Annotated in this window: 24 protein-coding genes; 17 read left to right on the top strand and 7 right to left on the bottom strand. The window is 35.2% G+C overall.

From position 1 onward, the window contains the following. Positions 1 to 3 precede the first annotated feature (3 nt). Both ACMA47_RS02100 and ACMA47_RS02095 read right to left on the bottom strand, forming a co-directional pair. Entirely contained in the window at positions 4 to 2994 is a 2991-nt protein-coding gene (locus ACMA47_RS02100; RefSeq protein WP_413928465.1) for a sensor histidine kinase, read from the bottom strand. A gap of 743 nt (positions 2995 to 3737) precedes the next feature. Beyond that, positions 3738 to 4385, bottom strand: coding sequence for a DUF1349 domain-containing protein (locus ACMA47_RS02095; protein WP_413928464.1), 648 nt, complete (start codon positions 4383 to 4385; stop codon positions 3738 to 3740). 89 nt (positions 4386 to 4474) lie between these two features. On the opposite strand from ACMA47_RS02095, the gene ACMA47_RS02090 reads away from it, so the two are divergent. The 9 genes from ACMA47_RS02090 (at position 4475) to ACMA47_RS02050 (ending at position 13360) form a co-directional block, all read left to right on the top strand. After that, entirely contained in the window at positions 4475 to 5212 is a 738-nt protein-coding gene (locus tag ACMA47_RS02090) for a LuxR C-terminal-related transcriptional regulator (RefSeq protein ID WP_413928463.1), read from the top strand. Between the two features lie 97 nt (positions 5213 to 5309). After that, positions 5310 to 5663 (top strand): helix-turn-helix domain-containing protein, encoded by a 354-nt coding sequence (locus ACMA47_RS02085; RefSeq protein ID WP_413928462.1) that lies wholly within the window; start codon positions 5310 to 5312, stop codon positions 5661 to 5663. Between the two features lie 428 nt (positions 5664 to 6091). Next, positions 6092 to 7348: an aminotransferase class I/II-fold pyridoxal phosphate-dependent enzyme gene (locus tag ACMA47_RS02080; RefSeq protein ID WP_413928461.1), complete on the top strand. Its 1257-nt coding sequence runs from the start codon at positions 6092 to 6094 to the stop codon at positions 7346 to 7348. Between the two features lie 5 nt (positions 7349 to 7353). Further along, on the top strand, positions 7354 to 7986 hold the full coding sequence (locus ACMA47_RS02075) for a TetR/AcrR family transcriptional regulator (RefSeq protein ID WP_034698548.1): 633 nt from the start codon (positions 7354 to 7356) through the stop codon (positions 7984 to 7986). Between the two features lie 98 nt (positions 7987 to 8084). Beyond that, entirely contained in the window at positions 8085 to 9170 is a 1086-nt protein-coding gene (gene dnaX, locus ACMA47_RS02070) for a DNA polymerase III subunit gamma/tau (RefSeq protein WP_034698546.1), read from the top strand. 38 nt (positions 9171 to 9208) lie between these two features. Then, on the top strand, positions 9209 to 9784 hold the full coding sequence (locus ACMA47_RS02065; protein WP_413928460.1) for a hypothetical protein: 576 nt from the start codon (positions 9209 to 9211) through the stop codon (positions 9782 to 9784). A 401-nt stretch (positions 9785 to 10185) separates the two neighbouring features. Beyond that, positions 10186 to 11265 carry a chorismate mutase gene (locus tag ACMA47_RS02060; RefSeq protein WP_034698544.1) on the top strand — a complete coding sequence of 360 codons (1080 nt, stop codon included), beginning with the start codon at positions 10186 to 10188 and terminating at the stop codon, positions 11263 to 11265. 162 nt (positions 11266 to 11427) lie between these two features. Further along, positions 11428 to 12354 (top strand): ribosome small subunit-dependent GTPase A, encoded by a 927-nt coding sequence (gene rsgA, locus ACMA47_RS02055; RefSeq protein ID WP_034698541.1) that lies wholly within the window; start codon positions 11428 to 11430, stop codon positions 12352 to 12354. 589 nt (positions 12355 to 12943) lie between these two features. Then, entirely contained in the window at positions 12944 to 13360 is a 417-nt protein-coding gene (locus ACMA47_RS02050; RefSeq protein WP_034687444.1) for a nucleoside-diphosphate kinase, read from the top strand. Between the two features lie 79 nt (positions 13361 to 13439). On the opposite strand, the gene ACMA47_RS02045 is transcribed toward ACMA47_RS02050, so the two are convergent. After that, entirely contained in the window at positions 13440 to 15287 is a 1848-nt protein-coding gene (locus ACMA47_RS02045; protein WP_413928459.1) for an alpha-L-fucosidase, read from the bottom strand. A gap of 155 nt (positions 15288 to 15442) precedes the next feature. Between ACMA47_RS02045 and ACMA47_RS02040 the strand changes: the two genes are divergently transcribed. The 3 genes from ACMA47_RS02040 to ACMA47_RS02030 are packed head-to-tail and all read left to right on the top strand — an operon-like array spanning position 15443 to position 17288. Further along, positions 15443 to 15664, top strand: coding sequence for a hypothetical protein (locus tag ACMA47_RS02040; protein WP_413928458.1), 222 nt, complete (start codon positions 15443 to 15445; stop codon positions 15662 to 15664). A gap of 3 nt (positions 15665 to 15667) precedes the next feature. Continuing rightward, the gene (locus ACMA47_RS02035; protein ID WP_413928456.1) at positions 15668 to 16765 is read left to right on the top strand and encodes a DUF692 family multinuclear iron-containing protein; all 1098 of its coding nucleotides are present in this window, start codon (positions 15668 to 15670) and stop codon (positions 16763 to 16765) included. Between the two features lie 37 nt (positions 16766 to 16802). Further along, complete coding sequence (locus ACMA47_RS02030; RefSeq protein WP_413928455.1) at positions 16803 to 17288, top strand: DUF1772 domain-containing protein; 486 nt, start codon at positions 16803 to 16805, stop codon at positions 17286 to 17288. 216 nt (positions 17289 to 17504) lie between these two features. Here the strand turns inward: ACMA47_RS02030 and rpe are convergent, their stop codons facing one another. Both rpe and ACMA47_RS02020 read right to left on the bottom strand, forming a co-directional pair. Beyond that, entirely contained in the window at positions 17505 to 18155 is a 651-nt protein-coding gene (gene rpe, locus ACMA47_RS02025) for a ribulose-phosphate 3-epimerase (protein ID WP_034698534.1), read from the bottom strand. Between the two features lie 334 nt (positions 18156 to 18489). Further along, entirely contained in the window at positions 18490 to 19563 is a 1074-nt protein-coding gene (locus ACMA47_RS02020; protein ID WP_413928454.1) for a M42 family peptidase, read from the bottom strand. Positions 19564 to 19614: 51 nt separating this feature from the next. On the opposite strand from ACMA47_RS02020, the gene ACMA47_RS02015 reads away from it, so the two are divergent. Next, complete coding sequence (locus ACMA47_RS02015) at positions 19615 to 20319, top strand: DUF4294 domain-containing protein (protein WP_413928453.1); 705 nt, start codon at positions 19615 to 19617, stop codon at positions 20317 to 20319. Positions 20320 to 20340: 21 nt separating this feature from the next. Here ACMA47_RS02015 and ACMA47_RS02010 read toward each other — a convergent pair whose 3' ends face one another. Beyond that, a complete protein-coding gene (locus ACMA47_RS02010; RefSeq protein WP_253316672.1) occupies positions 20341 to 20757 on the bottom strand; it encodes an NUDIX hydrolase in 417 nt (138 codons plus the stop codon). Positions 20758 to 20966: 209 nt separating this feature from the next. Continuing rightward, positions 20967 to 21641, bottom strand: a complete 675-nt coding sequence (mnmD, locus tag ACMA47_RS02005) for a tRNA (5-methylaminomethyl-2-thiouridine)(34)-methyltransferase MnmD (RefSeq protein ID WP_413928452.1) — start codon at positions 21639 to 21641, stop codon at positions 20967 to 20969. A gap of 85 nt (positions 21642 to 21726) precedes the next feature. Between mnmD and ACMA47_RS02000 the strand changes: the two genes are divergently transcribed. From ACMA47_RS02000 to ACMA47_RS01985, 4 genes are all read left to right on the top strand, one after another. Next, complete coding sequence (locus ACMA47_RS02000) at positions 21727 to 22797, top strand: branched-chain amino acid aminotransferase (protein WP_034698529.1); 1071 nt, start codon at positions 21727 to 21729, stop codon at positions 22795 to 22797. 171 nt (positions 22798 to 22968) lie between these two features. After that, the gene (locus ACMA47_RS01995) at positions 22969 to 23481 is read left to right on the top strand and encodes an FKBP-type peptidyl-prolyl cis-trans isomerase (RefSeq protein ID WP_034698528.1); all 513 of its coding nucleotides are present in this window, start codon (positions 22969 to 22971) and stop codon (positions 23479 to 23481) included. Positions 23482 to 23562: 81 nt separating this feature from the next. Further along, positions 23563 to 24600, top strand: coding sequence for a peptidylprolyl isomerase (locus ACMA47_RS01990; protein WP_253316723.1), 1038 nt, complete (start codon positions 23563 to 23565; stop codon positions 24598 to 24600). A 169-nt stretch (positions 24601 to 24769) separates the two neighbouring features. After that, positions 24770 to 25345, top strand: coding sequence for a hypothetical protein (locus ACMA47_RS01985; protein ID WP_413928451.1), 576 nt, complete (start codon positions 24770 to 24772; stop codon positions 25343 to 25345). Positions 25346 to 25420: the final 75 nt, after the last annotated feature.

Genomic DNA, 25420 nt, shown 5'->3' with positions numbered 1-25420 from the left:
AGATTAGTTTTTTTTGAGTGTTATTTCCACAACAGTTCCTTTAGGATGGTTTTGTCTGAAGTTCATTTCAGCATTGATCTTTTTTACCAGATGGATAACCATATGCAGACCCAATCCTTTCCCTTTAAAGCTGGGAGTTTCCAGTTTTGGATTTCTGAACAGGTTCATATAAATGGAAATCTGTTCTTCAGACATTCCTGTTCCTGTATCAGTAATGAGTATGGTGGATTGTTGTGGGTTTTCGGTAACAGTAAGGGTTATATTTCCTTCAAAGGTATTTTTCACCGCATTATCAAGGATGTTATGAATAATAGCGGTTAAGATACTTTCATTTACCTTAGAAAATATAATACCTTCAGTAAGATTGGTAATTGTAGTCCCTTTTTCTTTTGCAATTTCACAGAATAATTTATTCTTGATTTCCAGAATTCTGTTGATGGGATATTCCTTTTCTTCAAAAATATTTTCAGCCTTATAAAGTTCGGTGTACTCTTTCAAATTCAGGGTAAACTGATACAGTTGTTCGGAAGATTTATAAATACTGTCAAAGTACTTTTTCTGAAGTTCCACATCATCAGACTCATGCAGTTTCTGAGAAAGCATGGCAATAAATCTGATCGGAGTGGTAATGTCATGGCTGATAGTTTCCACCAGTTTCTTCTGATATTCCGTTTCTTTCTGCAGGTTATTTTTTACGACTTCCAGGTGAAGAGAGGTTTCCTTCAGTTCAGAGTTTTTATTATGAACAATCTGTTTTAAAGCTTTATTTTTTATCCTTAGAAAATTAGTGGTTAACTGAACGATAATGATGATGATAACAAGGATAATAATGGATGCAGACACCCTGAAAAGCAAGGTCTGATAAAAAAGAGGCTGAATTTTAAAATGTATTGCCTTTTCTTCATATTTCCCGTCAGCAGAAATCAATACTCTTACACTCAGGGTGTAATCTCCGGGAGAAAGGTTGCTGATGGTATATTTTAACTCTTTTCCTGTGGCAATTTTTTCCCATTCAGTGTTTTCTTTTCCTGATATTTTTGCTTCAATATAAAGGTTTTCAGGATTGGAAAAATAAGGAATATCAATAAAGACATCCGCTGTTTTGTAATCATTTTTCAAATCAAGGATCTGATGAAAATACTGAGGCTCAGAATTTCCGATTTTGACCCGTTCAATGTAAATTTTATTTCTTCCCGGATAATAAGTCTGGATATTTTCCGGATTGAAAAATACAAAGCCGTCCATTGAAGGAAATACAAAATCTCCGTTCGGAAGAGCGTAGGCGTTAGGTTCTGAACTTCCATTAAATTCATTGGTCAGGAAACCGTCTTTTTTGGTGAAACGATAATAAAAAACCGGAGCTTTTTTGCCTTCCGCATACTGCAGTAATTGTTTCTTAGCGACCTTAAACATTCCGTTATTCGAAGAAATCCAATAATATCCTTTCTGATCTTCAAGAATATAATGAGCCGACTGGAGATAACCGTTCACGTCATTTGGCATCTTGATAAGCTTATGATTTCTGAATAGATAGAAGCCGTTTTTCTCTGTTGTAATCCATATCAGATGATCCTTTGTTCTGATAATACTTTTAACATGGATGTTTTTGATTAACGGAGTTATAGTATTGCTGCCCAGTGCTATGGAATAAAGTCCGTCACTGTTTCCTGTCAGAATTTCATTCTCATTGTATTGATGAAAAATATTGACATAACTTTTGAAAGTATAGGTGAAGTCCGGTTGTTTAAATATATCTTTTCTGTAAAGATGAAGCTGAGTTCCGGAAAGATCTGTAAAGGTAGTTCCATAAAGGTTTCCGCTTTTCATAAACGTTTCAAGCCCTTTTTTAACAAAAGTAGAATCCTTCTTTTTATATCCGGAATTTTTATAAAACCTGATAATGCTGTTTCGTTTTCTGATCAGAATATTTCCGGAATGGTCATACATCATCAGATAATCGTCATTGTTTCCGAATAGATGGTTTTTTACAATCCCATTTCTTCCGAATTCTGTTCCGTCCTCAGCAATAATCGTATTTTGACTGAAAGGAAGGGAGGCGAAATATACATTACTGGAAAAATCGGCCTCTTTCCTTGAAACATAGAAATTGGAAAGTTGCAGCACATTCAACCCATTATTGAGAGTTCCCAGATACAATTTGTTGAAACTCTCATCATAGTACATGGAGCAATAGGAGTGATTACCGATTTCTTCAAAATTGACAAGAAATTTCAAACGGAGATCCTTTTCATTTCCTTCTAAAAGGTAAATATTGTCATGATTGATAATAAAAGTCTGATTGGTAATCTGTTGCCAATAGATTTTAGTGTCAGGATGATTAAAAAGTGTAGGTTGATCAGAAACAGAAAGATGCCCCTTGTAAATGGAGTAGGTTTTTCTTTTTTTCAGATCATTAACGAACAGGTGATTATTCAGCACAAAAATGTAGTTCAGGTCTTTATTGGTAAAAGGGAAAGCAATTTTTATTTCCTTTTTTCCTTCCTTATAGATGATGGCATTCTTTTCTGTAAAATGATAAACAGAATTTCTTAGCTGAATAAAATATTGGATGTCATTATAGAAATCCGATGTAATGATATTATTGGCAATGCGGTGCAGGATATCAGTACCGTTAGAATAGGTCATTTTATCACCCTTAGTAAGGCTTGCCAGCTTTGGAAACCTGTTTCTGATAATGATTTTATTTTCCTGGAAATTATTAAGAACGGTGATGCTGTCAAGGCACGGATCTCCTATAAACTCGCCAAAATGAAGATTATTTACCTTGAAATTATTAAAGGTAATAAAAGAACTCCCGTCATACCGTACCAGCCCGTTTTCAGTAGAAATCCAGATGAAGCCATATTTGTCTTTGACAATGGCCTTTGCACTGCTTTGGGGAAGCCCGTTATCTATGTTATACCACGTAGATGTATAGTGCTGCCCGGAAATGTTTAGATAGATACAAGCAAAAATTAATGCCCAAACTCTCATATATGTGCAAAACTGATCTATATCTGCTGCTAATGCAATAGACGGTTAATAATAGTATTTGTACAAGTCAAAGTTTTTTTAAAGGGCAGGAACGATTGAGAATAAATTTTTATCATTGAAGTTTTCTGGTCTTTTGTGTTTTATATTTTTTGATCGTGTAAAAATAGTGAAATTATGGCGATAAATTAGTATTGCATATTTTGTTTTCCATAAGTTTTATCATGTATTGCAGACAATAAGCCATTCAATTTTTTTTGATAAATTATCATATTTCAATAATAAGTGATAAATTTATATCACATTCATTTTAAATCATCTTTTATAGATCTCTGTATTGTGCTGGATTTCTGAATTGTTTTAGAATTTTATAAATGAGAAATATTATCATGTCTGAATAATTTTATTGGTTTTTAAATTAATGGTTAAAGTTTTGTTTAATTGATTTTGTAGTAAAACTTCGACAAAAAAAAGATGGTTTATTCTACATGATAACTTTGTCAGGGCTTATGGATATTCATATTTTTGCAAAAATATTCTCACAACAATTAAGAAGCTTTATTGTCAAAATAATGATTCTAAGAACACAAACGGTTTTTATCTCAAAAACAAAAGAGGCTGTACTAAAAGTAAGCAGTCTCTTTTTTATTTTTAAACATTCAGAATCCCTTTTTAAATCAAAAAAACCTCCCGGAAATGATGGGAGGTGAATAAAATTGACTGTATATTGAAGTGTAATTCAATCGTTATTGATGGGTTTCAAGCCACTTGAGTCTGCGCTGATCCGGCAGATGTTTTACTCTGAAGTTTTCAAAAACAGCGCTGAATCCTTCTCCGTCCGGACAGGCTGCCATTAATCCAACCATTACAGGAATGTTATCCTGAAGAGGTGCATTTCGCATCATGATATAATTTTTATCATCAAAAGAATAAAATATCTCAACAGCATCCAGTCTTCTTACCGCTTTTATCCATATGGCAGGAGGCGTTTTTTCTAATGTAATGACACTCCAGTCACTTTTATTATGGGTGACCACAGTGCTGAGGTTGTACTTGCCATCTACGAATTCTACTCCGGCCTTGATATAATGTTCCTGATCTATTCTCAGCATAAGCCCCATCTGGTCAAATCTTGCTTTATAACTGCCGGTTATTTTTACTTTTGCCTCAAATTCACCACCATACGTGGCGTAGTAGAAAGGGGCGTCATCTACCGTGAATCCATAATGTGAAACCCTCCAGTAATCGCTCTGTGGCGTTACAAACATAGAAAGACTATTGTTTTTGATTTCCCATTTTTCAGGTTCATTAAACCAGGTCATTTTCTCAAGATTCTGGGCGGAAAACTTTTGAATCAGGAATAAGGCGCAAAAGCCGAAAATCAGTTTCTTCATTCTCTTTGGGATAAGTTCTAAGGGTAAATTATTATTTTAGCAAAAGTATTATTAAACTTCATTTGCGTCAATACTGATAAATAACCATTATGGAAATCCGTGAACAGCTTAGTGATCAATTACTGGATAACGCCTCGAAAAAATGTCAACTCGATCTGGAGATCTATAAACAGAGAGCGCTAGCATACGCTCAGATGGAAGGTGCAATATGTGTGCTGAGTGATATGCAGGAGAATAAGAGTTTTATTTATAAATCTGCGGCAGCAGATGAACTTGGGCTAAAGATGGATGAAAATCCTGCAGAAATAGACTCCATCTGGGAAGAAGAAATGCTGAAAAAGATACATCCTGATGACCGCCTGAAAAAATACATCCATGAACTCCGTTTTTTCAAATTGCTGGATACCATGGAAATAAAAGAACGTACGGCATATAGTGTGGTTTCAAAAATAAGAATGAAGGATAAAAATGAAGACTACAGGTGGGTGAAACACCGTATGTTTTATATTTATTCGCCCGATAACGGCAGGCTTAGGCTCGCTCTTTGTCTTTATAATATTGCATTGACTTCATCTGGTACTCCCGATTTTATGATTGTTAATATCATAAAAGGGGAAGTGGTTGTAAAAGATAAGCTTGATTATAAAAATATTTTAAGCCCCAGAGAATTGGAAGTTTTAAAATGGATAGGAGAGGGATATGCAAGCAAAGAAATTGCAGGTCTTCTTTCTATAAGCGTCAATACGGTCAACAGACACCGTCAGAATATCCTGGAAAAGCTGAAGGTAAAAAATTCTACACAAGCTTTTAAAGATAGTTTTTCTTAAATATCCAGCTTGAAATATCCGAAAAGCTTACCGTGTTATTTTGTATCTTAATGATTAAATTTATATCTTGAATACACGTTAGCAAGAAACATACACGATGAAAAGAAGCGAAGAAATTACCCGCCAGTATTTTACTTTTTTAGACAAGCATATTCAGGACGTTATTTCCGGTGCTGTTCCTGAATTTATGGAACTGAATGAGATCGCCAGAGAGCTTGCTGTATCCCATAAGCACCTTACTGATACCGTTAAAAAAGAAACCGGACAGCATCCTTGTTCCTTTTATGATGAAAAAATTATTGATCAGATCAAGCAAATGCTCGTGGGATCCGATCAATCTGTGGCAGAAATTGCCCGTATTTTTACTTATGACCCTTCCAATTTCTCAAAATTTTTCAAAAAAATGACCGGCTTTACTCCCGGAAATTTCAGAAATTCCAAAAAAGTTTAAATTGACTACTTTTTTTGTTTAATATTGTTGTTGCAAGAGATTTACGCTGTTTTTTGTCTCAGGATAGGGATTTGAACGCTCGAATTGTTGTATTTTTAAGGCTGTTTAGTGAATTAAAATGTTAAAATAATAAAAAAATAATCTTTTATAAATGAGCTGTTTGTGAAAAATAATTACATTTTTTTATTATTTATGTATTAATATTTCTTTATTGTTTGATTTTTTTATTAAATTTAGGTAAGAAAAAACTAATTAATTCAAAAGCGAAAAACGTTAAAAAAGATAGATGTATATTTAAATACTTTGGTTTCCAGATAATAAGAGATAAATATTGTGTCTTTAATAATATTTAATCTTAGCAGAGGCGCTTAAGCCTTTTAAATAGTTATATATTTGTTTCTTTTAAACCACAACAAACAAGATTAAGGATGAGCATCAATTTCACAACAGCAACTATTAAAGACTTTGAGAATATACCAGATAATGATATGGCTCAAAGAGCTGAAATTTTTTATGAATATTTAGACTTTGTAAAGTCTAACGGACACATGAATTACAGACTGAAGAACACTTCAGGAACCAATGCGATACTGAATGTAAATATTGCAGACCAAAACAGAGAATTTGTTAGTTTTGTATCAAGTGATTATTTAGGATTCACACAACACCCGAAAGTAAAGCAGGCCGCTATCGAAGGAATAGAGAAATATGGAACAGGAACAGGAGCTACACCTCTTATCGGTGGCTACTTTGATTATCACAATGCTTTAGAAAAAAGAATTTCAAGTTTTTTTAAAAGAACAGAAGATGAAGCCGTAGTGTTTACTACCGGATATACTGCTAACAGCGCTAGTTTACAGTGCTTAATGCAGAAAGAAGATCTTGCTATTTTAGACATGGCAGTGCATGCCAGTGTACACGAAGGATGTGCTTTTACCAATAAAAAAACATTTCCGCACAATAATTTGGAATCTTTGGAACACATTTTGAAGGTATCTGAAAATCTGTACCGTACGAAACTCGTTATTGTGGACGGAGTGTATTCCCAGGATGGTGATACCTCCCGTATTAATGAGATCTATAACCTTGTGAAAAAGTACAATGCCTTTCTAATGGTAGACGACGTACATGGTGTTGGTATCCTTGGAGAAACCGGAAGAGGTACTTTGGAACAGGCTGGGTTATTGGATAAAGTAGACATCATCACAGGTACATTCAGCAAAACATTTGGAAATCTGGGAGGTTATGTCATTGCAGATAAAAAAATAGCTGCATTCATCAGATTCCATTCACGCCAGCAGATCTTCTCAGCTACAGCGCCACCATCATCCGCAGGAATTGTTAAAGCCATTGATTTAATTGACGAAGAACCCATCTGGAGAGAAAAACTCTGGGATAACATCAATTATTTCAAAAAAGGACTTGACGATTTAGGATTAGATACAGGAGTTACCTGCTCCGCGATCGTTCCCGTAAAAATTGGAGATCCTTATGTAACAGGAGATGTTGGAAAACTACTAATAGAAATGGGAATCTATACCAACCCGATTCTTTATCCGGCTGTACCAAGAAAAGACGCACGTATCAGGATGAGTGTAACGGCAAGACACGAAAAAGAACATCTCGACAAAACGCTTAATGCGTTTGATGATATTAATAAAAAATTGCATATTGCGAAAAAATAATAATTATGCCTAGAAAAGTAGTGCAGGGCCCCATTAGGGACAAAGAAAAAACAAAGCAGAAACTGCTTGCTGCAGTTGGTAAAATTTTAAGAGTAAAAGGATATTCCGGATTAAAAGTAAGCAAGATTGCTGCCGTTGCCGGATTTGATAAAAAATTGATCTATGAGTACTTTGGAAGTACTGATAAACTGATCGATGAATATATCAAATCTCAGGATTACTGGAGCCAGGTCAACCAGGATGTTGATATGGATTTCTCAGACGGTGGGCACGAACTTACTAAAATGGTTGTATTGAACCAGTTCGAAAACCTGAAGAAAAATAAAGAACTTCAGAAGATCATCCTTTGGGAGCTTTCAGAAAGTAAACCTATCCTTAAGAAATTGGTTGAACAACGTGAAGAGGTTGGAGAAGTTTTATTTGGAAACATCTCAGATCCTTACTTCGGTGAAGGAGTAGCAACAAGACACAGAGCAATTATGGCTTTGATTGTGTCTGGAGCTTACTATCTCAACCTTTATACAGGATACAATGCCAACAAGTTTTGTGGTATCGATCTGAAAACTGAAGAAGGAAGAAAAGAGGTCGAAGCCGCTATTGTTGAGTTGATCGACTTTGCATACAGCAAAAAGAAGTAGAAATTAAAAGTTTTCCGATTTGAGCAGAAATACGTTTTTGTTAATAATTTGAAAACTTTTAATTTTCAAATTAAAACTATATTTCTTACTTTTGGCCAATGGAAAATTTTATAGTATCTGCAAGAAAATATCGTCCTCAGGAGTTTGATACGGTTGTAGGGCAATCCCATATTACGGATACTTTAGAACATGCAATTGAAGAAAGTCAATTAGCTCAGGCATTACTTTTTTGCGGTCCTCGTGGTGTGGGTAAAACTACCTGTGCCAGAATTCTCGCAAGAAAGATCAATGAGAAAGATGGCTCGGTTTCAGAAGATGGCTTTGCTTACAATATCTATGAATTGGATGCTGCATCCAATAACTCTGTAGATGATATCAGAGAACTTATAGATCAGGTACGTTTTGCACCTCAGGTTGGTAAATACAAAGTATATATCATTGATGAGGTTCATATGCTGTCTTCTGCCGCTTTCAATGCTTTCCTTAAAACGCTGGAAGAGCCGCCTGCTCATGCTATTTTTATTTTGGCTACAACGGAGAAACATAAAATTATTCCAACAATTTTATCCCGTTGTCAGATTTATGACTTCAAGAGAATTACCATTGAAGACATCCAGAATCATCTGAAAAATATTGCCCAAAAAGAAAATATCCAGTATGAAGATGACGCCCTGTACCTGATTGCTCAGAAAGCGGATGGTGCATTAAGAGATGCACTTTCTATCTTCGACAGACTTTCTACCTTCTCCCAGAAAAATATTACCCTGGCAAAAGCCGCCGAAGTACTCAACATTCTGGATTATGATCAATATCTGAATATTGTGGATCTCGCCAAGGAAAACAAAATTCCTGAAGTGCTTTTCGCTTTCAATGAGATTGTAAAGAAAGGTTTTGATCCTCATATTTTCATTGCCGGATTAGGAAATCATTTCAGAGATCTGATGATGGCACAGAATGCTTCCACCATGGAACTCATTGAAGTAGGAGAGAAGACCAAGGCTAAATTTGTAGAGCAAGGACAGAAATGGGCCGCCCAGCAGCTTATTGATGGTATTGAGATCTGTAACCATGCAGATATTAATTATAAGAATTCCAAAAACCCAAGACTTACGGTTGAAATTGCTTTAATGCAGCTGGCTTCACTGACAGCTAATTTAGGCGATACTAAAAAAAAAAGTTCCTGATACTGGCTCCGTTTCTCAGTGAGAAACAGGAGGTGAAGATGCCGGAAAAAACCCCGGAAAAGAAAGAAGTTAAAGCAGAACAACAACCTGCAGCTTCTCAGACAGTTCAGGAAGTTTCGGTAACAAAAACCACCAAGCCATTGTCAAGACCGGGAATCTCTTCCGGTTTCAGCATCAATTCCTTTTTGAATAAAGAAGATAAAGTAGAAACAACAGAAGATGTTGTGGTAAAAGCTGATAATCTTCCTCAGAACCATTTTACAGATACAGATCTGCAGGTGGAATGGAAAATTATGCTTAAACAGCTTCAGGTAAAAAATAATTTTGTATTTAATGCTGTCAAAACCTTTAAATTGGTAAAAGCTGAAGAGCATAAAATCAAAGTTTTATTCCCTTCAGATTCTGCAAAAGTAGAATTTGATAAAATAAGTGGAGAATTTTTTAATCATTTTAAAAGAAAAATTCAGAATCATATTATTGAGGTAGAATACGTCAGAGACGTTGAAAATCTGAAGATTGAGGTGGTGACGAAAAGAAAAATGTTTGAAAAATTTATAGAAAAAAATCCACTTTTGAAAGATCTTGATGATTTAATGAAGTTTGATTTGACATAATTTTTATATATTTGTCAAATATTTCTGTCGAAAATAAGTTTTTGACAAAAACAAATTACAACCAGAAACGCTAAATAAAGACATTTCCAGAATAAAATGGAAAATTTGACTAACACATATCAGTCTTTTTTTGCACCCGCTAATTACTTTTTTAGCGGTTATTTTAGTTTTTCTGCTTCTTATTATAGAAATTTCAGAACGTATTACCGATTTTATTGGTACTGTTAACTGAATTTCTTTCCAAAAAATACAGGAGAAGTAGAGCCCTATTATTTTCCTGATTCCTTTAAACAATTTTTGAACGGCATTTTTTGAAAAGAATTATAAATTAAATTTTATAATCCAAAGGGCTATTGCTGTTAACGAAAAAATTATATACAAAAACAAAAAAATTTAGAATAATGAATTTAAATGATTTAAAAAACGAGTGGATCAATGAGCTTACACAGCCTTTAATGATCGCGGGACCATGTAGTGCGGAAAGTGAAGCTCAAATGCTTGAAACGGCCAGGAGAATTAAAGAATCCAATGCCAATGTATCCGTTTTCCGTGCAGGAATCTGGAAGCCCCGTACCAAACCAAACGGTTTTGAAGGAGTAGGAGTGATCGGTTTGAACTGGCTAAAAAAAGTAAAAGAAGAGTACGGTTTTAAAACAGCGACTGAGGTAGCCAACGCACACCATGTGTTTGCAGCTCTGGAAGCAGACGTTGATGTTCTTTGGATTGGAGCACGTTCTACAGTGAACCCGTTTACAGTACAGGAAATTGCGATGGCTTTAAGAGGAACAGATAAACCTGTATTTGTGAAAAACCCTGTTAATCCGGATCTTGCATTATGGATCGGAGCTTTGGAAAGACTTTTAGGACAGGACATTAAAAACCTTGGAGTTATTCACAGAGGATTTTCAACATACCAGAAAACAAAATATAGAAACAACCCGAACTGGCAGATTGCCCTTGATTTCAAGAGCCAGTTTCCAAATATTCCAATGTTAATCGACCCTTCTCATATCTGTGGAAACAGAACTGGTCTTGCTGATATTACGCAGGAAGCGCTTAACGTAGGATACCAGGGAGCGATCATTGAATCACACTGCAATCCTGATGAGGCGTGGAGTGATGCTTCTCAGCAGATTACTCCGGAAGTTCTTGCAGATCTTATCGGAAATCTGAAAGTGAGAAGTTCTAATCTTGCTGGTTTTGAAGGAGAGATGGGAAGACACAGAACTTTGATTTCTGATCTTGACTTCCAGTTAATTGAACTTCTTTCTCAAAGAATGAAAATTTCTGAGAAAATCGGTAAACTTAAAAAGGAAAATGATATTGCAATCTTCCAGCCTGAACGTTGGAAAGTGATCACTGAATACGCTACTCAAAAAGCAAAAGAAACAGGAATGTCTCAGGAATTTATTGAAAAAGTATTCAAAGCGATTCACGAAGAGTCTATTGAAGTACAGAACAATATTATGATTGAAAGATAAGTTGAAGAGAAAGGTAAGAGAGGTTAAAACTTTTACTAAATTTTCAGCTAAAAAATAAATTAGGGCTTAGACATCAGCATTTAGGGCAATTGAAACATGTGTTTTTAAACCTATTTCCTGAATGCTAAGCCCTAATTGCGTATATTTGCACCAGCATTATCTATGAAAGGAAAAATCATTAAATCTACAGGCAGTTGGTACCAGGTTTTGGAATTGGAAACAAATAAAATTTTCGAGGCCAGAATCCGGGGGAAATTCAAATTAATAAAAACCAGACTTACCAATCCACTTGCTGTAGGAGATTTTGTTGAGTTTCAACTGGAGCAGGATGATATCGCATGGATCACAAAAATTGAACCGCGCTCCAATTATCTGATCAGAAAATCAGTTAACCTTTCAAAAGAAGCCCATATTATTGCGTCCAATATTGATCTGGCATGCTTTATCTTTACTCTGAAGCATCCTGAAACATCTTTAGGATTTCTGGACAGGTTTCTGGCATGTTGCGAAGCCTATAATATTACCCCACTCATTCTTTTTAATAAGATCGATGTTTTACACGAAGAAGAAATTGAAATTGTAAAGGACATTGAATTCCTATACCAGGAAATTGGATATGATACTTTGGAAATTTCTTCCTATTCGAAATTGAATCTGGATCAGCTTCAGGAGATTCTTAAAGATAAAACTTCAGTATTTTTCGGCCACTCAGGGTGTGGAAAATCTACTTTGGTGAATGCTTTACAGCCGGGATTAAATTTAAAGACATCTGAAATTTCAGATACTCACCTGAAAGGAAAGCACACCACAACTTTTGCCCAGATGCATTTCTGGCATTTTGGTGGAAACGTTATTGATACGCCCGGAGTTCGTGAATTTGCAATGATTGATATTGAAAAAGAAGAAGTACAGCATTATTTCCCTGAGATTTTCAAGAAGAGAGAAGAGTGCAAGTTTCACAACTGTCTTCATATCAATGAACCGAAATGTGCCGTTATCGATGCTCTTGAAACAGGCGAGATTCAGCATTCCCGCTATGCAACTTACATCAAATTGATGGATGAGGCAGAAGAAGCTTCGCAAAAATAATTAGTAAACATTCACTTTTTATGACACTTACAGATTAATTCGGACAATCTGTACTATTCTGCGTGTTAGTAGGTCGGAATAATATTCTAAAAAAATCATTTCTTTAAAGATTGGATTTAGTTCTATTTTGAGATGTATGTTTTTTTAGCTTATTTTTTTTAGTTTTTGATGAAAAAAAATCTCTTTTTAGATAACTCTACTTTCTGACACTCTTTTTTTGGCACATAACTCCACTTTTGTCACATTTTAACCAATCTGAAAAATGATAGTACTCGATTTTTGGGTATTGTATTAATTTCAATAAAAGTTCCAATAATGTTGTAAATGAGTTTATTTAGATTAAAAATTTATTAAATTGATAAAAATAAAGGTTGTTTTTTGAAAATAAAAAACCCAGCCGAAGCTGGGTAAAAACTAATAACCATGAAAACTCAAATTAAACATGAGAATCGCAATAGAATAAACAATTACTGTGCCAAAGTTTAGTTTACGATTTCTTAATAAAAGTTATTTTTATGTTAAAAAAAAATTAAAATAAAAATCAAAGATATTTTTTGTAATTTTGCGCCATTAAAAAAAATATACATTTATGTCTAACATTACATTCACTATGATTAAGCCTGATGCAGTTGCTGACGGACATATCGGTGCTATATTGGGTAAGATTGCTGAAGGAGGTTTTAAAATCAAAGCTTTAAAATTAACTCAGCTTACAGTTGCTGATGCAAAAAAATTCTATGAAGTACACGCTGAAAGACCATTTTATGGAGAATTAGTAGAATTCATGAGCTCTGGTCCTATCGTTGCTGCAGTTTTAGAAAAAGACAATGCAGTTGAAGACTTCAGAACATTAATTGGTGCTACTAACCCTGCGGAAGCTGCAGAAGGTACTATCAGAAAAATGTTTGCAAGAAGCATCGGAGAAAATGCTGTTCACGGTTCAGATTCTGACGAGAATGCATTAATCGAAGCTCAATTCCATTTTTCAGGAAGAGAGATTTTCTAAGAAAATCATCTTACAAAATAAAAAATCCGGAGAATTTTCTCCGGATTTTGTTTTTATATGAATGGATCTTTCAGGTATACTAAAGATTGTTTTCAATAGCTCCCACATTTTCTCTGTAGAGTTCCAGAGGTTTATTCAGTAAAACAGCAATGACGGTCATTTGCTTATCAAGTTTTTCCTTTGGAACATCAATATAAATAATTCCCGGTCTGTCGCTCCAGTACAGCTTGTTGTAGATGGTGTGAGGCAGCATGGTACCTTCACCCACAACTCTTATTCTGGCAATTTCATTTTTTATTCCTTTCAGAGCAATAGGGCCGGTAGGTGCTCCTTCCACAAAAAGGTAAAGAGTCTGTTTGTCTTTTGATAGTGCGCTCATTCCTGAGTAATGACCAGCCGGAAGACCTTTTCCTGTATTAAATAAAGCTTCAGCATGTTTGCTTATCCATTCTATGGTTTCCGGATTTGTTTTAGACGTTTTTTTTATTTTCATGTCAAGGCCATCATTGGTAAGACCTTCATGTGTAACTAAATTCTGATCATAGTTCAGAGCATTAGCGATATCATAGGCTGCTTCCTGAGTATTTTTGTTTTCCAATATTTCGGGAAGAGAATATTTTTCCTTCTTAAAATCGTTCAAAAATGCAGGAGGGCTGTCAAAAGTAATTTCTGCCACAGTGACATCTTTGTCAAATTTTACACTGGAGAAATTCAGTGTCAGTGTTTTTTCAGCATTATAATCCATTGTAACAACAGCGGATGGATCTCCAATAATCTTTACTGAAAGAGGTTTTATTGCCAGTCCATAAATTTTTGTCAGGTTTTTGGCCTCTTCAAGATAGAGGAATAACGATTTCTTTGATGTAGACAGTGAAGATTTTCCTTTATAGTTGTCAAACGGAATTCCGCGGGTTGTTTCATAGATGGCATGCTGATTTTTGGAAGTCCATCGACCAAGGTTTTTAAGAATCTCAATCTGTTCATCGGGAATTGTACCGTCTGACTTCGGACCAATATCAAGCAGAAGATTTCCTCCCATGCTAATTACATCTGCCAGTGTTCTGACAATCATATTGGGGGTTTTGTAATTTTTATCAAAAGGCTGATATCCCCAGGAATCATTCATGGTGTAGCAAAGCTCCCAGTATGGATTTTGTGGTGGAACAACAGGAATACCCTGCTCAGGAGTATCATAGTCTCCGTGATGATTAAGCCTTGAATTAATGATAATATTGGAATTGTATTTTTTGAGTAAATCCAGGGTTTGAGCAGCTTTCCATTCTTCGGAAGTATGTTCCCAGTCTCCATCGAACCAAAGAAGATCCGGAGAATATTGGGTAGAAAGTTCATTGAGCTGACCTTGGTAATAGCTGATGAAATTCTGCCAACGCTTTGGATCATTTTTGAGTTCGTAGCGTTTTTTCGTCCGGGTATTGATATCATAATACGGATGGCTCCAATCAGGTAACGAAAAATAAAGTCCCGTTTTTAATCCTGATTTTTTCAGAGCGGAAACAAAAGGACTTAAAACATCTTTCTTAGTCAAAGAGTTTTGAGGAATGCTTGTCGCCTTTTCTGCCATAGAGTTCCATAATGAAACCCCATCATGATGTTTTGTTGTAATGACAGCATATTTTGCTCCGGATTCCTTAATGAGATTTACCCATTGCTCCGGCTGATATTTTGAAGCTGAAAAACCATTCAGCTGTTTCATATAATTTTCGTGGTTAATATAATTATTGAAGAATGACCAGGATTCGGAGATTCCGTTGACAGAATAAATTCCCCAATGAATAAAAATACCCAGTTTTGCATGGTTGAACCATTCCATTTTTTTGCTGTTATCAACTGTCTGAACCTGTGCATCGATACTATGTGCAGATAATATCAATCCAAGGAAAACAGCTTTAATCAGACTGATTTTCATATATAGATTTATTTTAACATTAAATATAGATAAAGAAAACATTATAGTATAGCATAGTTTCTAATATTTACTGATAATTGTTGTTAAAACGTTTCTTATTATTGTATTTTTATAAATGGAACATTTATTGTAAAATGTATCTGAAAAAAGAAATTATGAAAATTCCAGCAATATTGATGGCGAGTTTATTAGCGGTAAGTGTATCTGCGCAGACGACTAAACCGGAAGCTAAAACAAAAAAGCCTGTTAAAAAAGTGAAGAAAGCCACATCTACAGATACGGTTGAAAAGAAAAAACCAGGAACACCCAAACCGGTTGTTAAAAAAGATACACTTGTGCTTCGTGGGCACGGCTGTCCAGCTTGCGGAATGGGGTAGAAGATGAGAAAGCCAATGTTAGGTGTATCCATGATGGCGGAAGCGGATTTTGTTTCTGCTATTTTGCCATTGTTGCAGAATAATTCCATCGAAGTAATGGAATGGTCTTTTGATACCCTTTATCATACCAATGAACCGGACTGGCTTCGGGATCTATTGGATTTTTATGCAGAAAATAACCGTTTGATAGGACATGGAGTGTATTATTCTTTATTGGATGCGAGTTGGACAGACAGACAGGAAAAATGGCTGAAAAAACTTAAAGAAGAAGTCCGTCTGCGGAAATACAATCATATCACGGAACATTTTGGTTTCATGAATACCGAGAATTTTCATCAGGGAGTACCATTGCCGGTATCTTTACATTCCAAAACTTTACAAATAGGAAAAGACAGATTATACAGACTTCAGGATGCTGTAAATATTCCTGTAGGGATAGAAAATCTGGCATTTTCATTTTCTATTGAAGATGTTAAAGAACAAGGCATTTTTCTTGACAAGCTCACGGAAGATACCAATGGTTTTCTGATTCTTGATCTTCATAATATTTATTGTCAATCCTGTAATTTCGAATTAGAGATGCAGAAGATCATTGATTTATATCCTTTGGATAAGGTAAAAGAAATTCATCTTTCCGGAGGAAGCTGGCAGGATAGTGTATATGGAAAAAAACAGGTGAGAAGGGATACTCATGATGATATTATTCCTCAGGATATTCTTTCTGTTCTGCCATCTGTACTTACACAGTGTGAAAATCTGGAATATGTGATCATTGAAAGGTTGGGGTATACTTTGAAAACAGAAGAAGAAAAAGATGATTTCCTGAATGATTTTAGTAAAGTTAAAACCATTATTGAAACTTCAGATTTTAATGGGAAAGAAAAAAGTAGCTGGAGCAAGATGGAAGTGGAACTTTCGGAAAAACCTTTAGAAGATCTGGTTTTATATGAAGAGCAGTCAAGGCTTACCCAGCTTCTGTATGATAATGTAAATGTTGAAACCATTAAAGATCAGGATTTTCATTATTTTAAAACTGAAAACTGGGATGCTGAAATGATTCTTACCGCTCAGAATATCATTAAAAAATGGAATCCTTATTAATTCTATTCTCTGATAACCAAAATCAAAATATATGAAAATGACAACATTAGTATTGATCATTACTGCTGTCCTCACTGCTCTGATAGGAGGACTTTTCTATGCTTATTCGTGCTCAGTTGTTCTAGGGCTGGGAAAACTTTCTGATACAGAATACCTGAAGGCTATGCAGAACATTAACCGGGAAATTCTGAATCCTGTTTTCTTTATGAGCTTTATGGGAACAGTGATTTTTCTTCCTTTATCTACCTTTTTACTCCGCGGACAGCAGCCTGTTTTTATTTTTCTTTTGCTGGCCACACTGGCTTATCTGATTGGTGTTTTTGGAGTTACTGTTGCCGGAAATGTTCCTATGAATGATACTTTGGATAAGTTTGATATATCCGGATCTACAGCAGAAGTTGTCAGAAAGATGCGGGAAAATTTTGAAAACAGATGGAATTTTCTGAATAATATCAGAACGGTCTTTTCAGTTATTTCGATCATTTTGGTGGTTTGTGCCTGTGTCTGGAATAAAGAAGTTTGAAAAATATAATGGAATTAAGTAAAAATACTTACTGTTAAATTAGGTGTTTCTACGGATGTGTACGTAGGGTTTTATTCAGATCTTTGTGTTGTTAGCAAGATAGTTTTAAACATTTTCAAATAAGTTGAAAAAAAGATTATAACCAAGACGACTTAAATTTCCAAACAAGAGAAAAGGCAGCCAATGGCTGCCTTTTTTGTTTTATAAAGATAATTTTTAGATCTTTAAAAGTTCAATTGTTCTTTCAGGACTTTCTGCTGAGAAAACAGCATTTCCTGCAACAAGAACATCAGCTCCGGCTTCAAATAATTTAGAAGCGTTGTCAAGGTTTACTCCTCCGTCTACCTCGATAAGCGCTGTAGAGTTGTTGCTTAAGATCAGATCCTTGGTTTCAGCAATCTTTTTGTAAGTGTTTTCAATGAATTTTTGACCTCCAAATCCTGGATTCACACTCATTAATAATACAAGATCCACATCTGCAATGATATCTTCAAGCATTAATACCGGAGTAGAAGGATTTAAAACAACACCTGCTTTTGCTCCTTTGCTCTGAATGTGATGAATGGTTCTGTGAAGATGAGTACATGCCTCATAATGTACAGAAACAAGATCAGCACCATGATTGATGAATTCATCAACATATTTCTCAGGCTCTACGATCATCAGGTGAACATCTACAAATTTCTTAGCATGCTGCTGAACAGTTTTCATCACCGGAAAACCGAAAGAAATATTGGGAACAAATCTGCCGTCCATTACGTCAATGTGGAACCAGTCGGCTTGAGAATTGTTCAGCATTTCAATGTCTCTTTGCAGGTTCCCAAAGTCTGCTGATAAAAGGGATGGAGCAATAAGCTTCGTTTTCATTTTTACTTTTTATACTTTTACTTTTATTATCCTATTGAAAATGAGTGGTCATGGGTGAAATAATAATTGGCTAGATATCCTGTTATTAAAACCGCTTCTATGACAGATAACTTTTTATTGTTAATGCTTAAGAGTAAAAACCTGTCAATTATAAGCAATACAAATAAGACCACAAGGAAAATTATCTCTATTGTGATTCCCAAACTTTCACTTGAATCGAATGTAAATAATTGATAAACAATTAAAGGAATTCCAAGCGTAACTATTATAATGGTTATAATAGAAATGAAAGTGGTTTTTTTAAATAGATGATAAAAGACGTTTTTCATTGTAATTAATGATACTTCAGTTTCATTTCCGGTTTAATCTTAAGAACCGTTTCATATATAAGTTTGATGACATTACCTACATCTTCTTTGGATACCATTTCTACCGTAGTATGCATATAACGCAAAGGTAAGGAAATTAAAGCACTTGGTACTCCGCCATTAGAATGGGCAAAGGCATCTGTATCGGTTCCTGTAGCTCTGCTTGCTGCAGCTCTCTGGAAAGGAATTTTCTTGGTTTTTGCAGTATCAATAATTAGTTCTCTGATGGTATGATGAACACTTGGAGCGAAGAATACTACCGGCCCGGCGCCACATTTCTGATCTCCTTCTTTTTTCTTTTCAATCATCGGAGTGGTAGTGTCGTGGGTAACATCTGTTACAATGGCAATATTCGGTTTGATGGTGTCAGCAATCATGTCTGCTCCATATAAACCTACTTCTTCCTGTACTGAATTGGTGATATAAAGTCCGAATGGGATTGATTTCTTATTTTCTTTTAAAAGTCGGGCTACTTCAGCAATCATGAAACCACCGATTCTATTGTCCAGGGCTCTGCAGACAAAATATCTGTCATTCATTTCAAAGAATTCATCCGGATAAGTAATCATACATCCTACAAAGATTCCCATTTCTTCTACCTCTTTTTTGGAAGTAGCACCACAGTCGATAAAGATGTTTTCGATTTTTGGAGTAGGCTCATTTTGATTGGTTCTTGTATGAATAGCCGGCCATCCGAATACTCCTTTTACAATTCCGTTTTCACCGTGAATATGAACTACTTTTGAAGGAGCGATGGTTTGATCAGAACCTCCGTTTCTGATGACGTAGATTAATCCATCATCCGTAATATAATTGACGTACCATGAGATTTCATCAGCATGTGCTTCAATCACTACTTTAAATTCAGCTTCCGGATTAATGATCCCATAGCAGGTTCCATAATGGTCTACTTCTATTTTGTCCACATAGGGTTTGATATAGTCCATCCAGACTTCTTGTCCTTTGTGTTCGTAACCTGTTGGAGATGATGTGTTTAAATATTTCTCTAAAAATTTCAAAGATTTCTTTTCAAATTTCATAAAAAGGAATGATTTTTGCGTTTAATTTTTCTTCTTATAAGTGTAAAAATAATGAATTTTAGTAAGATTATCTGCCTTTTTATTCTCTTTTTTGGAGTCAGTGTTTTTGGTCAGAAAGATGGTATAGTGGCAAAACCACTCAATCAGTACCCGCCTGAATCCCTTAAAGTGGATGAATTTGGTAATAAGTATTATTACGACGAACAGCAAAAGATCAAAGTGTATGAGATCAATGGCGAACCGGTAGTAGTATTGGATGAGCTGGTTTTGGTGAATAAACCTAGATTTAATAACCAGCTGGATAAGAATTACTATTATTTTCTGAATAAAAAGCTGTACAGAGTATATCCGTTGTTTGTGACTGCACTCCAGCAGTACAGAGATATCCAGAAAGATATGAATGATATGGACAGCAAAGCCAAAAGAAAGTTTGTAAGAGAAAGACAGAATATGCTTGCTGATCAGTACGAAAAACAACTGAGAGATCTTACCACTACCGAAGGACAGGTTTTTGCAAAGCTGATGAACAGAGCAACCGGAAAAAATGTATTTGAGATTATCAAAGAATTAAGAGGAGGATGGAGTGCTTTCTGGTGGAATGTAAAAGGAAAAATGGCTGATATTGATCTGAAAGAGCGTTATGATCCTCACGCCAACAGAAGTGACGAATTTATAGAGTCATTACTGCAGTCTAATTGGAATTCTGGTTATCTGCAGCCTTATCCCGGAGCAAATGATTTTAAAGTAAAGAAATAATATAAATTCCTGTAAGAATACTTACAGGAATTTTTCTTTTAATTTATCGAATACAATCTTATCTATTGGCAGAGGAAAGGGATTGTCTGGTCTATCGATATCAATCCATTCTGTTTTTTCGATGCAGGGATCCAGAATAATAAAGTCTTCTTCGTTAACGATATCTACTATATAATATATGGTAAGAAGCTGCTCATTTTCTTTGAAACGGGATACCAGAAAGTTTTCCTGAGTATAGAAATGTTCCAGAATATCGATTTTTACATTCAATTCTTCATCAAACTCACGATGCAGACATTCCAGTACTCCCTCACCGTATTCCAATCCACCACCCGGAAATTTCATTAAAGGTTCGCCGGCATATTCTTCAAATAAAGTCAGAACTTGTTTATCTTTTACCGCACAGGCATACACTCTAATGTTGATCTTGTCTATCATATATATAATGTATAATATTTGTATAGCTAATGTAAGGAATTTTGTTGGAAAAAGCCGGAAATTGGAAGCGCGAAGCTGGAAGTTTTAACACTATTTATTCTTAATGAAGTTGGGTTAACGTATCTTATATATATTGATTATTATTTAAAAAATAAAAATTAATTAAGCGGTCGGCTGTAAACATCCAGCTTCCATCCTCAAGCTTCCTTCTACAACTTAATGGCATTTATCATCTCTCTTTTTCCCGGAGGTCCTTGTTTTTTCTCCACCTGGAAATTTAATTCCTGAAGGATTCTTCTTACACTTCCTTTAGAAGAGTAGGTGGTTAATAATCCGTTAATGGCCATTTTGTCAGATACCAGTTCGAATAATGGCTTTTCCCAAAGGTCTGGCTGTACTCTGGCTCCAAAACAGTCGAAATAAACAAGGTTGATTTTTGGCAGATCAATGTCTTTCAGGTCGAAAAAATCACATTCTATCTTTTTTAAATTGAATCCACTAATGATTTCTACTGACTTTTCCCAATCTGCCAGATGAATTTTCTGATAAATATTTTTAAACTCTGGGTTATCGAAAAGTTCAAAGTAAGCCAAATCCTTAACTTCGGATTCATTTATGGGGTATTTTTCTAGCGAAAAATAATTGATGACATGATTTTTGTCAGTTTTTAAATATTCATTAATTGTTACTAAAACATTCAAACCTGTTCCAAAACCGAGTTCTAAAATATTAATTTCGTAATCATTTATTAAATTTAGTCCATTTTTGATAAACACGTGTTCGGCTTCCTGTAGTGCCCCGTGATGAGAATGGTAGTTTTCGTTTAAATCGTTGATAAACAATGTTTTACTGCCGTCGTTCGTGGTCTTTATTTCTCTTTTCAAGCTATTTTTTTGTCAAATTTACTCTAAAATTTTTATATTTAGAAAATTATGTTAAATTTGTAGAACATCGTAAAAATTTTAAAAAATGATAATTCAAAAAACTGAAAACTCCAGAATTTCTACATTTGACCCTAACAATTTTTCATTTGGTGGTACTTTTATTGATCATATGATCATTTGCGAGTACGAAGATGGAAAATGGGGTGATGTAAAATTAGTTCCTTACGGTCCGATTCCATTTACACCTGCCATGATGGGAGTAAACTATGGACAAGCTTGTTTTGAAGGTATGAAAGCCTATAAAGATAAAGACGGGCAGGTTTTCCTTTTCAGGCCTGAAAAGAATTTTGAACGTATCAACAAGTCAGCGAAGCGTCTTGCTATGCCGGAAGTGACTGAAGAAATGTTTTTAGACGGATTAAAGGCGTTAGTAGATATTGACAGAGAGTGGATTCCACAGGGGGAAGGAATGTCACTTTATATCAGACCATTGATTTTTGCTACTGAGGAAGCTTTGAAAGCAAGAGTATCTAATAAATATATGTTTGCTATTGTTGCAACACCTGCAAAGAGCTACTATTCTGAGCCGGTATCTGTGAAAATCTCTGATCACTATTCAAGAGCTGCAAACGGTGGAGTAGGTTCCGCAAAAGCTGCAGGTAACTATGCTGCTTCTTTCTATCCAACTCAGTTGGCAATCGAAGAAGGGTATGAGCAAATCATCTGGACTGATGATGCTACTCACGAATATTTTGAAGAAAGTGGTACAATGAACGTATTTGTAAGAATTAACGATACGATCTATACACCTCCGACTTCTGAGAAAATCCTTGATGGAGTAACAAGAGACAGCTTCATCCAGTTAGCTAAAAAAAGAGGTATTGAAGTAAAAGTAGAGCCAATTCCTGTGAAAACAGTTATTGAAGCTTTAAAGAATAATGAGCTTAAAGAAGTTTGGGGAGTAGGTACGGCAGTAGTAACTACACAGTTCCAGGCTTTAGGTTACCAGGGTGAAAAACTTGAGCTTCCAAGATTATCTGATGAAGAAAGCTATGCGGCTCTTCTTAAGAAAGATTTGGTAGACCTTCAAAATAACCTTTCTGAAGATCCGTTCGGATGGAGAGTTATGGTAGATCACGCTCTTGAAACAGTTTAATAGTAATTAAATAGCTATATGAAAGCCGGGTTTTCCCCGGCTTTTTTGTATTTATGCATTGATATAAAATAGAAGAATAGTTTTATAGAAGATGAATACATTCCTCCATACACATATTTCTGTGTCAAGTTTTGTAATTGATTCCCGAAATGTGTATTTTCGCAAAAGTTTATGAGAAAAATACTCTTCATATCAGCCATAAGCCTGTTGAGCTGCAACAGAAATGCACAGACGGCACATCCCCCTGTAGGCGGGGTTTTAAGCCAAAAAGATCTGGATGTTTCTAAGAACAGGATGAAAAATTTGAATGTCATAGAACGAGGGCAGATTCAGGATTGGATCAGCGGTCAGTCTGTGAAGTATTATCCAACGCAGCTTAATTATTGGGTAACGGTAGAAGGCTATGATCAAAGGGAAAGAAGGAAAGATGAAACTACAATTTCCTATTCTTATGATCTGTATGATTTTGATCAGACGAAAATCTACGATCAGCCTTTTGAAAGAAGAGATGCCAGATTCGGGCATTTTGATGAACTGAGAGCGGTGGAGAATGCTTTACGTTTTATACGTGATGGTGAGGAAGTAACGCTTTTGGTACCGTCTTCTTTGGCTTACGGAACCTATGGAGACGAAAAGAAAATAGATAACGACATTCCATTAATCATAAAATTAAAAGCTCTATAATACATGAAATTGTTTAACAAGAATATAATTCTGGCAGCGGCAAGTATTTCGCTGATGAGTTGTACCCCAATTTATAAAAAAATGAACGTAGACAAAGAAACTTACGAAGGTCTTAATGACGGACTTTATGCCAATCTTCAAACTACAAAAGGTAACTTAATTGTAAAATTTGAAGACAAGAAAGCACCAGTAACTGTAGCCAACTTTATCGGTCTTGCAGAAGGGAAAATCGACAACAAAGCTAAGGCTAAAGGAGTTCCTTACTATGACGGAACTATTTTCCACAGAGTAATCAAAGATTTCATGATCCAGGGAGGAGATCCTCAGGGAACTGGAATGGGAGATCCTGGATATAAATTCGAGGATGAAAGAAACGACCTTAAACATACAGGAAAAGGAGTTCTTTCTATGGCAAACTCAGGACCTAACACCAACGGTTCTCAGTTCTTCATTACTGAAGTAGCTACACCTTGGTTAGATGGAAGACATACGATCTTCGGAAAAGTGGTAAAAGGAAACGATGTAATTGATGCTATTGCTAATGTTGAAAAAGGAGCTCAGGATAAACCTAAAACGGATATCGTTTTAGAAAAGGTTTCTGTTTTCAGCAAAGGTGATGAGTACAAGCATTATGATGCAGCTAAAACTTTTAACGAAGGAAAAGCTAAAATTGCAGAAAACAACAAAGCTTTCATCGCTAAAGAAGAAGCTGAAAAAAAGAAAAGAGAAGAAGAGTTCAAAGCTAATCAGGAAAAATTGGTTGAAAACCTAAAAGCTGGTATGCAAAAAACTGAATCAGGTCTTTACTATAAAATCACAAAAACAGCTGATGGTAAAGCTCCAAAAGCGGGTGACAATGTATCTGTACACTATGCAGGTAAATTGGTAGACGGAACTGAATTCGATTCTTCATTCAAGAGAAACGAACCAATCGAAATTCCAATCGGAATGGGAAGAGTAATCAAAGGATGGGATGAAGGTATCCTGTTATTGAAAGAAGGTGAAACTGCTACATTATTGATCCCGCCAGCAATGGCTTACGGAGAAAGAGGAGCAGGAGGAGTGATTCCTCCAAATTCCTGGTTAGTTTTCGATGTTGAGCTTGTAAAAGTAAAATAATTGAATCTTCAAAATAATATCAAAAGCCGTCCGGAAGGATGGCTTTTTTTATTGGGTTCAAATATATTCTGTAACGATTGGTGTATAGGCTACGACCCATTTTACGATCTGGAAGGATTAACCGTTTTTCCAGTAAAAGTAATCTTAAAATTATAATAACCATTCAACCATGAAAACCAAATCACTTCTGTTTCTGTTCGTTCTGTTGTCGTTGATGACTTTTTCACAGACAAAGGTAAATTCTGACGATGCAGCAATAAAAAAATCACTTACTTATTTTGTCAATAGTATTCAATCTAAACAAATAGATCAGGCGGTAAACGGTATATATCCAAAATTCTTCACCATAGTTTCAAAAGAGCAGATGACGCAGATTTTGAATATGACTTACAATAGTCCATTCATGAAAATTGAAGTACAGGATTTAAATTTTGGCAATATTGAGAAACCTGAACTCATTACCGGTGAATATTTTTCTATTACCCATTATTTTTTGAAGCTGAAATGTAATGTCAGTTCATTAAACGATGAGATGAAAAAGAAAATGACCAGTGCTTTAACCGCCAAGTATGGTGCAAATAATGTGAAGTACCTGGCCAACGAAGGTTCATATCTCATCAATGCCAGTATGAAAGCCTGTGCAGTTTCAAAAGATAAAAAGGCATGGAAATTTGTGATGCTTGAAAAGGAATATAAAAAAGAACTGGTGAAAATCTTACCGAAGAAAATTCTGGATAAGTTTTAAAGTGGTAAGCATTAAATTTTATATTAAAAAAACATAGAAATACATATTTCAGTAAGGCTTTATCACTTCTGTCTT

The sequence above is a fragment of the Chryseobacterium sp. T20 genome (assembly GCF_047345655.1).
Lineage (GTDB): Bacteria > Bacteroidota > Bacteroidia > Flavobacteriales > Weeksellaceae > Chryseobacterium.
The sequence above is the reverse complement of the archived record's forward strand: the minus strand, read 5'-3'. Positions and strand labels throughout refer to the sequence as shown.

Excerpts from the sequence above, each read along its gene's own strand:
- ACMA47_RS02100 (WP_413928465.1), bottom strand. The coding sequence starts at position 2,994 with ATGAGAGTTTGGGCATTAATTTTTGCTTGTATCTATCTAAACATTTCC.
- ACMA47_RS02095 (WP_413928464.1), bottom strand. The coding sequence starts at position 4,385 with ATGAAGAAACTGATTTTCGGCTTTTGCGCCTTATTCCTGATTCAAAAG.
- ACMA47_RS02090 (WP_413928463.1), top strand. The coding sequence starts at position 4,475 with ATGGAAATCCGTGAACAGCTTAGTGATCAATTACTGGATAACGCCTCG.
- ACMA47_RS02085 (WP_413928462.1), top strand. The coding sequence starts at position 5,310 with ATGAAAAGAAGCGAAGAAATTACCCGCCAGTATTTTACTTTTTTAGAC.
- ACMA47_RS02080 (WP_413928461.1), top strand. The coding sequence starts at position 6,092 with ATGAGCATCAATTTCACAACAGCAACTATTAAAGACTTTGAGAATATA.
- ACMA47_RS02075 (WP_034698548.1), top strand. The coding sequence starts at position 7,354 with ATGCCTAGAAAAGTAGTGCAGGGCCCCATTAGGGACAAAGAAAAAACA.
- dnaX (WP_034698546.1), top strand. The coding sequence starts at position 8,085 with ATGGAAAATTTTATAGTATCTGCAAGAAAATATCGTCCTCAGGAGTTT.
- ACMA47_RS02065 (WP_413928460.1), top strand. The coding sequence starts at position 9,209 with ATGCCGGAAAAAACCCCGGAAAAGAAAGAAGTTAAAGCAGAACAACAA.
- ACMA47_RS02060 (WP_034698544.1), top strand. The coding sequence starts at position 10,186 with ATGAATTTAAATGATTTAAAAAACGAGTGGATCAATGAGCTTACACAG.
- rsgA (WP_034698541.1), top strand. The coding sequence starts at position 11,428 with ATGAAAGGAAAAATCATTAAATCTACAGGCAGTTGGTACCAGGTTTTG.
- ACMA47_RS02050 (WP_034687444.1), top strand. The coding sequence starts at position 12,944 with ATGTCTAACATTACATTCACTATGATTAAGCCTGATGCAGTTGCTGAC.
- ACMA47_RS02045 (WP_413928459.1), bottom strand. The coding sequence starts at position 15,287 with ATGAAAATCAGTCTGATTAAAGCTGTTTTCCTTGGATTGATATTATCT.
- ACMA47_RS02040 (WP_413928458.1), top strand. The coding sequence starts at position 15,443 with ATGAAAATTCCAGCAATATTGATGGCGAGTTTATTAGCGGTAAGTGTA.
- ACMA47_RS02035 (WP_413928456.1), top strand. The coding sequence starts at position 15,668 with ATGAGAAAGCCAATGTTAGGTGTATCCATGATGGCGGAAGCGGATTTT.
- ACMA47_RS02030 (WP_413928455.1), top strand. The coding sequence starts at position 16,803 with ATGACAACATTAGTATTGATCATTACTGCTGTCCTCACTGCTCTGATA.
- rpe (WP_034698534.1), bottom strand. The coding sequence starts at position 18,155 with ATGAAAACGAAGCTTATTGCTCCATCCCTTTTATCAGCAGACTTTGGG.
- ACMA47_RS02020 (WP_413928454.1), bottom strand. The coding sequence starts at position 19,563 with ATGAAATTTGAAAAGAAATCTTTGAAATTTTTAGAGAAATATTTAAAC.
- ACMA47_RS02015 (WP_413928453.1), top strand. The coding sequence starts at position 19,615 with ATGAATTTTAGTAAGATTATCTGCCTTTTTATTCTCTTTTTTGGAGTC.
- ACMA47_RS02010 (WP_253316672.1), bottom strand. The coding sequence starts at position 20,757 with ATGATAGACAAGATCAACATTAGAGTGTATGCCTGTGCGGTAAAAGAT.
- ACMA47_RS02000 (WP_034698529.1), top strand. The coding sequence starts at position 21,727 with ATGATAATTCAAAAAACTGAAAACTCCAGAATTTCTACATTTGACCCT.
- ACMA47_RS01995 (WP_034698528.1), top strand. The coding sequence starts at position 22,969 with ATGAGAAAAATACTCTTCATATCAGCCATAAGCCTGTTGAGCTGCAAC.
- ACMA47_RS01990 (WP_253316723.1), top strand. The coding sequence starts at position 23,563 with ATGAACGTAGACAAAGAAACTTACGAAGGTCTTAATGACGGACTTTAT.
- ACMA47_RS01985 (WP_413928451.1), top strand. The coding sequence starts at position 24,770 with ATGAAAACCAAATCACTTCTGTTTCTGTTCGTTCTGTTGTCGTTGATG.